An 8,361-nucleotide genomic window follows, 5' to 3' on the forward strand; every position below is an offset into this window, starting at 1 on the left:
AAGGAGAATAAAGTTATGCTGGAGAAAACCTACAAACAGCAAATAGAACTAGCTAATCTCATAGAGTGCTTTTCAGGGGAAGATGGTGTCCATCCTACTTCCATACCTTCTTTGTTTCTCATCCGTGAATCTAATATAACTGAACCTGTTTCTAGAGTTAATGAGCCGTCTTTTTGCATTATTCTACAAGGGGAGAAGGAAGTGTTATTAGGAGAGGAACGATTTTTATACGGACCCGGTCATTATATTGTTGCCTCCGTTGATTTGCCAGTAACAGGGCAGGTGATCAGAGCCTCAATGGAATCTCCCTATTTAGCAGTCAAACTTGAATTTACACCAACCGAAGTATTAGAAATGATTAATGAATCAGATATTACATTTCAACAGGGGAAAAAGTCAAAACGGGCTATGTTTATTAGCGAAGTAGAACCATCCTTGTTAGATGCAGTACTAAGATTGGCTTGTTTATTAGAGAATGCAAAGCATATTCCAATCCTAGCTCCAATAATTAAAAAAGAAATTATCTATTGGATCCTACAAGGTCCACATGGAGGAGCACTAGAACAAATAGCATTAGAGGGTAGTAGTGCATCTAGAATAAGAGAAGTGATAGACCATATCGTTAAAAATTATCAACAGCCTATTCGAATTGAAGTCCTAGCGGAAATCGCGAATATGAGTGTGTCATCTCTACATCGACATTTTAAAGAGGTAACAGCTATGAGTCCTATTCAGTTTCAAAAACAATTAAGGTTGCAAGAAGCAAGGCGCTTGTTATTGGCTGATTCAACAGATGTAGCTGATGTTGCATTCAGAGTGGGGTACGAAAGTCAATCACAATTTAGTCGTGAGTATTCTCGTATGTTTGGGTTTTCACCTAGAGTAGATATTAACCGACTGAAAGAAAACCAAGTATAAGTAAACAAAATGTTTAGATTGTGAAGAGTCTACTTGAAAAATAGGGGCATTGATTCAAGAAGGCAAAAAAACATTAGGGCTAATCCCAATGTTTTTTTTATCTTATTGTTGTTTATCTAAGGCTAACTTTAATCCAAATCCAATTAAGACGAGTCCCGTTGCTTTATCCATTATCCTTTGTACTTTTGGAGACATTAGCCATTCACGTAAATAGTTAATGAAAAAGACATAAATAAAAAACCAAGAAATAGACAGTAGTGTGTAAATAACACCCATTATTATTAGTTGTTGGGTTGCGTTTTCTCCGGTTTTAACAAATTGAGGTAAAAATGTTAAGAAGAACATTGCAACCTTTGGATTGAGTACATTCGAGAATAGACCTTGTTTAAAAGCTGACTTTTTCATTTCGAAATTATTTTGTTTTTCAGCACTTGTAGATTTCTTCTTTTTCCTAGAGATGAATGAAGACAATCCAAGGTATATCAAGTAAATTGCACCAACATATTTAACGATTTCAAATGCAACAGCAGACTGTATCAAAATAGCTGAAAGTCCAAAAGCAGCAGCGAATGTATGGACTAAAGATCCTGTTGTAATACCTAGAGCCATTTTATAACCATCTTTTCTTCCGTCTGTAATGGTCCTTTTCGTAATAAGTGCTGTGTCGATACCTGGGCTCATCACAACAAATAACGAAAGGACTAGAAACGTAAAAAATTCATTCATTTTCCCCACTCCCTTACTGACTTGTAAAATACCATCTGGTACAATAATATTTAACATTTATTAAGTGTAGTTTAACAGATGTTCGATTATAAGTTAATTATAATTTAATAAAATTAAATTATTTTTAATTTTATTTATAAGGAGTATAGTAATGGAGAATATAGATATTGGTAAAAAAGTAGAGAAATACAGAAAAGCCAAAGGGTGGAGCAGTAGAGAATTAGCGAGAATAGCCGAAATAACACCTTCAATGTTAAGTCAGATTGAACGGGGGTTGGCTAATCCCTCAATTCAGACTCTAAAGGTTTTAGCTAAAGCCCTAGATGTTCCCACCTTTAGTTTTTTACTAGAAGAATCTAATACCGAAGATTTAGTTGTTAGATCAAATGATCGTAAAAAAATGGTTGTTGAATACCTTTCGTATGAGTTATTGTCACCTGATTTTACAGGAACACTGGCAACTGCGATTATGAATGTTCCTCCCAATACATCCTCATCTGAAAAGCTTTTGGAACATAAAGGGGAAGAAGTCGCTTTTGTATTAGAGGGGAAAATTAAACTGTTTTTAAATGATGAAGAATATATATTAGAATCTGGTGATAGTGTCAAAATTCCAGCTTATATGAAGCATAAATGGGAAAATAATTTTGATAAAAATACCTCAATTTTATTTTCAGTGACTCCACCAGCGTTTTAAGTTTCTTGTTGAACTAACGGGTGCTATTGTTAAACAAAGGGTTGCTGCGGCAGCCTTCTTTTTTTCGCAATAATTACAGTTTGTATTTTAATTGTTCCTGCATTTTTTTATCCTTGCTGAAAATAATAAGATCGGGGTGATAAAATGGCAACTGCTAAAATCGGGGACAATATATTGTTTAAGCGTGAAGGGCAAAGCTATAAAGGAAATGTTACGGTTGTTAGAGAAAATTCTGTTATTGTTGAGTACGGGTACAATAAAGAAAAAAACCAACCACTTATAACCATAGTCAATCATAAAAATTATAAAATTTCTAATTAAGCTTGTGAAAAAATATACTCAAAGTAACGGGGCATTAATCCAAGAAGGATTAATGTCTTTATTTGTTGAAGTTACCTATTGAACAATAGGAGGATAGTTAAAGGATCAATTACCTAATATTATAAGACCTATCACTACAACCTTTGCAAACATAACTTTTCTAAACTTTTGCCCTTGTCATATTGGTAATGCCGTACATATAAAAATCATCTTCCTTACAATAAGAGCATTGTTCTTGCACCCAATACCTATAAAAAACGCCTGGACCTCTTGAGATGTAAAGGCAGGCAGGTGTTTTTGGTGTTTTACTACATTAAAATATTTATGGCGGTGTTTGGATAAAATACAACCAAGTAAAATGATTATATTATTATCGGGAGGGTAAGGAATGTCTGAATTAGAACCATTTGAATATGAAACAGGTACTGCCATACGTGACTACGATATTATCGAAATTAAACCGACAGAAATTGGATACGAAGTAACACTAGATGTGAATTTAGACAGTGGTTATTCACTATCCAAAACAAAACTTGAAATTTCACAGGAAGATTTAGAAGGATATGAAACGAATGAAGTCGAAGAAGGAATTAAATATGCATTAGGATTTTTTAGTTAGGGAGCCATCCAAAGGGGCCGGGCTATCCCTAGAAGTTCAGATGTATTCTGAAGATGGCGCTAAATATTATGATTAAAAATGGATGGTTAGAACAGTCTCCAATGGCATCCGATAAGATGAATTATAAGAAATAAGAAATAATCGTAAATCACATTTAAAGTCCTTCTGCATTTAACTGTAAGGACTTTTTTTAATATCATAATGGTTTTGTTTTATGTATTGTGAAGAGTTGCACTTAAACAAAAGGGGGCTAGAGTTAAAGATAGGGATTGCTACGGCTATCTCTATTTTGTTATAAAAGTGCAGTTTATCAGTCCCACTTAATGGGGGCTGCTTTTTAGGTAATTAAGTATAATACACATAGAATAGAGATTGATTTTTAAGATTGTGTAACTTTGTACTTTAACAAGCCGTAGGTAAGATGGATTAGTAGAGTATTCTATTCTATGATCCCATTAATAGATTTGTAAAAAAACGTAAGAAAAAAGATTGAATTTTGTTAACGCATTCTTTATAAAGCTATAAATATATCTACACACTAGTTCAACATCCATTTTCTAGAATATATTTGAATTCAATTTTAGATAGGAGATGGAGAGCATGAGAAAAAAATTATTAATAGGTACAGGAGTGGCCTTTTCGTTGTTATTCAGTCCGTTCAGTCAGGCGTTTGCAGAAGAACCAACAGTAGGAGAAAGAAAACAAGTGGATAATGTAGCACACCGTGGTGCAACAGCTTATGCACCTGAAAATACGATTGCTGCTTTTGATCTAGCAGTTGATATGAAAACCGATTATATTGAAATCGATGTTCAAAGAAGCAAAGATGGTGAATTAGTATTGATTCATGATACAACAGTGGATCGTACAACAGATGGAACGGGAAAAGTAGGGGATTTAACATTCGAACAGCTTAGAAGTCTAGATGCAGGCAGTTGGAAAGGGGAACAATATGAAGGAGAACCAATCCCAACATTTAAAGAAATTCTTGATCGTTACCATGGAAAGGTCGGAATATTAATAGAATTAAAGGCTCCAGAGCTTTACCCTGGTATTGAAAAACAAGTGGCAGAAGCATTAAAAGAACGAAATCTCGATAAACCACAAAATGAAAAAATCATTATTCAATCATTTAACTTTGAATCAATGAAAAAAACGAACGAGTTTCTTCCACAAGTTCCAATTGGCGTATTAACTTCTAACCGTGCACATACAACACCGGAAGCTTTGCAAGAATTTTCAACCTATGCGGATTGGTTTAATCCAAGCTATGGAATTGTGACAGAAGAATTAGTGAATCAAGTTCACTCTCTTGGTATGAAAATTGGATCATGGACAGTGCGTAGTCAAGAAGCAGCAGACTTTCTATTTGAAATGAAGGTTGACGCCATCATTACTGATTATCCGGATTATGTAGATCCTAGAAACTAATATTCTTGGTGGACAAAAATATAAAAAGAGTAGTATTTACGTAGAAAACGTTAAATACTACTCTTTTTCTCATTAAATATATCAATCACAAAGCATTGAAAAAAATGTGATTCTGTGGTAAATTTATATAGATATACATCGCTTAATTAAATTTTAGTATATTATCCCTATCTTAATTATACGATGTAATCAATACGTTAGTCAACCTTTTTATAAAATTTTTTAAGGAGTGTTGCTATGAATTGGGAACTTCAGCAGGAGCAAAAACGAGTAGACCGTGTAATGGAGACAATCACGGAGGAAATCAACAGAGTGGAAGAAGAAGCTGCCAGGAGTAGGAATGAAGTGGTTCAGATCCGCAAGCACTTTTGGGATGAAGTCAAGGTGAGTACAGATACCTTTGATGATTATCTAGAGACCATTATCGGCTTGCGGCAAGAGGCTCAAGCTCTGTCTGTAAACATGAGCACCCATAGACATGCATCCAAGCGTTTATCCACGCTGCTCCGAATGCAGGAGATTCCCTATTTTGGTCGGATTGATTTTATCGAGGAAGGGAATTCAACTCAGGAACAAATCTATATTGGTATCTCCTCGCTTAGTGATACTAGTGGAGAAGATTTCCTGATCTACGACTGGAGGGCTCCTGTCTCGAGTGTTTACTACGATTACCAGCCCGGTTCGGCTATGTATGTAACACCAGGAGGCACAATCCAAGGCATATTGGAGAAAAAGTGGCAATATCTTATCCGCGGCGGCGTTCTTCAATCCATGTTCGATACGAGTCTCACCATTGGAGACGAGATTTTACAGCAGGTTCTGGGTAAAGGTACCGACAAACAGATGCATAATATAGTAGCGACCATTCAACAGGAGCAAAACCGGATTATCCGTCATGATCACGGGAGGCTTCTGATTGTTCACGGTGCAGCAGGCAGTGGCAAGACATCAGCGGCCATGCAACGAATTGCTTATTTGCTCTACAAATATAGAGATCGTCTGAATGCTGATCAAATCATCCTTTTTTCGCCTAATTCCATGTTTAATAGTTATGTGTCGAATGTGCTGCCGGAACTCGGTGAGGAGAATATGCAACAGGTCACATTCCAAGAATATTTAAATCATCGTCTGAGTAAAGAGTTTCATGTTGAAAATCCATTTGAGCAATTGGAATATGTTTTAACAGCGGCGAATACTCCTTCGTACAGGTCAAGGGTTGCGAGTATCCAATTCAAAGCATCAACCCGATTTTTTGAGGCGATCCAATCATACAGACAGTCACTAGAAGTATCAGGCATGCGATTTAAGGACATTACCTTCAGAGGGAAACCAATCGTTACTGCACAACAAATAGCAGAAAGGTTTTACGGTCATGACACTTCACTTCGCTTCCATAACAGACTGGAGAGGGTGAAGGATTGGCTTATTAAAAAAATAAATGAGGTCCAAAAGGTAGAACGGACTAAAGCCTGGGTTCAGGAGGAAATCGAGCTGCTGAGCAACGACGAATACCATAAGGCACATCGCTACTTGGCGGAAAAAAGAGGCTTTAAAAGAGAAGAGATTGCCGACTATGAGATGGAGACGGAAGCCCTTGCCCGATTGATTGTTCACCAAAAGTTGAAGCCGTTACGAAAACGAGTCCGAGCGTTTCGTTTCGTTGACATGAAGGGTTTGTATAGTCAGCTTTTTGCTGATCCCCTGCAGATCAAAGATTGGATAGAAGGGGAGACACCAGCTGAGTGGGCAGCTATTTGTCGAGCGACTCTAGGAATGCTAGATGAAAATAGACTATTTTATGAGGATGCTACTCCGTTTTTACTTTTGAAAGAGCTGATTTTAGGCTTTCAGATCAACAGTTCAATTAAACATCTTGTTGTCGATGAGGCCCAGGATTATTCCCCCTTTCAATTTGAGTTTTTGAGACGTTTGTTTCCTGCGGCAAGGATGACCGTGCTTGGCGACTTTAATCAGGCGATATTCGCCCATGCTAGCGAAATGGTGGATTTTCATACCCTTACCAGCCTTTACGGACCGGATGAAACCGAAATAATTAATATAGCAAGAAGCTACCGATCCACAAAACCAATTATCGAATTTACACGAAGACTCGTTCCTAACGGCGAAAGGATTATTCCTTTTGAACGCGACGGGGAACGACCTGTGCTGAAACAATTGGACAATCACGAAGAATTGCACAGCTGCATTGCCTCCAAAGTCGCAGATTTGCAAGGTCTAGGGCTTAATAGTATTGCAATCATATGCAAATCTGCTGAGGAAAGTATAAGTGCCTATGAATCCCTGTCCAACATTGATGATATTAAACTCTTAAAGAGCAGCTCACTTGAATATGAGCAAGGAGTAGTTGTAGTACCGTCGTATTTGTCTAAGGGGATCGAATTTGATGCTGTCGTCATTTATGATGCGTCAGAGCATGTATACGGTGATGAAAGCCTGCGCAGAGTTTTCTACACGGCCTGCACCAGAGCTATGCATTATTTGCAGCTTTACAGCGTAGGCGAACCGAGCCCGTTTTTACGAAACGTATTGCAGGAGGGTTTCATCCGAGCTTGATTTAATTGGATTATTAAAAAGAAACAAGTGGAAAAACTTTTCGCAAATACAATTTTTTGGTATACGAGGGCTTTTAAAAATGTGGTTGCTAAGATGCAGCCTCTTTTCTTATTGTAGAAAATGGCCAGATTTCTGGAAGATTTTTTAATAAAAACCCTAAAAAATACACATCCTAAATACGAATTAGGAAAAGAGGAGTATTCCTTTTTGGAAGGAAGAGTGATTGCAGCCGTGCTTAATAAAAGAAAATTGTTGTCACTATGTATTTTAATCGTTCCTTGGTTAACAGTTCCTCTTCTAGAAAAGAAATCATTTATACGTTTTCTTCCTGCAACGACTTTTGTTAATTTGTTATAAGTCTGTTTAGCGTAGTAGCAGATAGGAAAAAACTTTGGAAAGTTAAAAATCCGGTATTTCAATATACAGCAGTAGACTTTTCTTATTTGTTAGGCTTATTTTTCGTTACAACTCTATGGGTATTTAAATTAACATACGGTAGCTTTATTAAGTATTTATCATTAAATATTGTAATTGACTATCTTCTCTCATTCCCTTTAGTTAAATTTTTCACTAAAGTAGGAGTATTTGAATTTAAGAAGTTGCGACCCATCCATTTTTTCTATATTAGTGTTTTCTTAGCCATCATTATTTATTGGTACCAATACCTAATTGAGAGAGTAATTTTAAAACAAAATGAAAATCAATTCACGTAAATTTTTAACTAATAGGGGCAAGAGTTTAAAAACCGGCTTTGATAGTAACGGGTTCTGTTTCCTGTCACAAAAATCCAAAATGTATATTAAAATGACCATCAATTTGTATGTGAATTTGATGGTCATTTTTTATTGATATAACGCGAATAATTATAAAAATAGGCGTGAAACTGTAGTCCAATTTGTATATCAAAATGTAAGGTTACAGAGATTTCTGTTACCTCGCAAATTGGACTGCAAAATGCTGTGTTTTTTATTTACAAAACCACGTTTTTCTTTTGACTTTGGCTCTGTAATTATTCATTGATGATTTCGTATAGGTAAGAGAATTAATAGGCGGAGAATTTCCGGCTAATGTATAT

At 36.2% G+C, this 8,361-nt stretch carries 8 protein-coding genes; 7 read left to right on the plus strand and 1 reads right to left on the minus strand.

The features are described from left to right. The first annotated feature begins 15 nt into the window (after positions 1–15). Complete coding sequence (locus ACRX5O_RS17740) at positions 16–918, plus strand: AraC family transcriptional regulator (protein ID WP_433907159.1); 903 nt, start codon at positions 16–18, stop codon at positions 916–918. 102 nt (positions 919–1,020) lie between these two features. On the opposite strand, the gene ACRX5O_RS17745 is transcribed toward ACRX5O_RS17740, so the two are convergent. Further along, positions 1,021–1,644 carry a LysE family translocator gene (locus ACRX5O_RS17745; protein WP_433907160.1) on the minus strand — a complete coding sequence of 208 codons (624 nt, stop codon included), beginning with the start codon at positions 1,642–1,644 and terminating at the stop codon, positions 1,021–1,023. A gap of 151 nt (positions 1,645–1,795) precedes the next feature. On the opposite strand from ACRX5O_RS17745, the gene ACRX5O_RS17750 reads away from it, so the two are divergent. The 6 genes from ACRX5O_RS17750 to ACRX5O_RS17775 all read left to right on the plus strand — a co-directional run bounded on the left by ACRX5O_RS17750 (position 1,796) and on the right by ACRX5O_RS17775 (position 7,643). Further along, positions 1,796–2,341 carry a helix-turn-helix domain-containing protein gene (locus ACRX5O_RS17750; RefSeq protein WP_433907161.1) on the plus strand — a complete coding sequence of 182 codons (546 nt, stop codon included), beginning with the start codon at positions 1,796–1,798 and terminating at the stop codon, positions 2,339–2,341. Positions 2,342–2,485: 144 nt separating this feature from the next. Continuing rightward, on the plus strand, positions 2,486–2,662 hold the full coding sequence (locus tag ACRX5O_RS17755; RefSeq protein WP_433907162.1) for a DUF2187 family protein: 177 nt from the start codon (positions 2,486–2,488) through the stop codon (positions 2,660–2,662). A 388-nt stretch (positions 2,663–3,050) separates the two neighbouring features. Beyond that, the gene (locus tag ACRX5O_RS17760) at positions 3,051–3,281 is read left to right on the plus strand and encodes a hypothetical protein (RefSeq protein WP_433907163.1); all 231 of its coding nucleotides are present in this window, start codon (positions 3,051–3,053) and stop codon (positions 3,279–3,281) included. 600 nt (positions 3,282–3,881) lie between these two features. Then, a complete protein-coding gene (locus tag ACRX5O_RS17765) occupies positions 3,882–4,712 on the plus strand; it encodes a glycerophosphodiester phosphodiesterase (RefSeq protein WP_433907164.1) in 831 nt (276 codons plus the stop codon). A gap of 237 nt (positions 4,713–4,949) precedes the next feature. Further along, a complete protein-coding gene (helD, locus tag ACRX5O_RS17770) occupies positions 4,950–7,286 on the plus strand; it encodes an RNA polymerase recycling motor HelD (RefSeq protein ID WP_433907165.1) in 2,337 nt (778 codons plus the stop codon). A gap of 207 nt (positions 7,287–7,493) precedes the next feature. After that, positions 7,494–7,643 carry a hypothetical protein gene (locus ACRX5O_RS17775; RefSeq protein ID WP_433907166.1) on the plus strand — a complete coding sequence of 50 codons (150 nt, stop codon included), beginning with the start codon at positions 7,494–7,496 and terminating at the stop codon, positions 7,641–7,643. Positions 7,644–8,361 lie beyond the last annotated feature (718 nt).

The sequence above is a fragment of the Robertmurraya mesotrionivorans genome (assembly GCF_050971805.1).
Lineage (GTDB): Bacteria > Bacillota > Bacilli > Bacillales > Cytobacillaceae > Robertmurraya_A.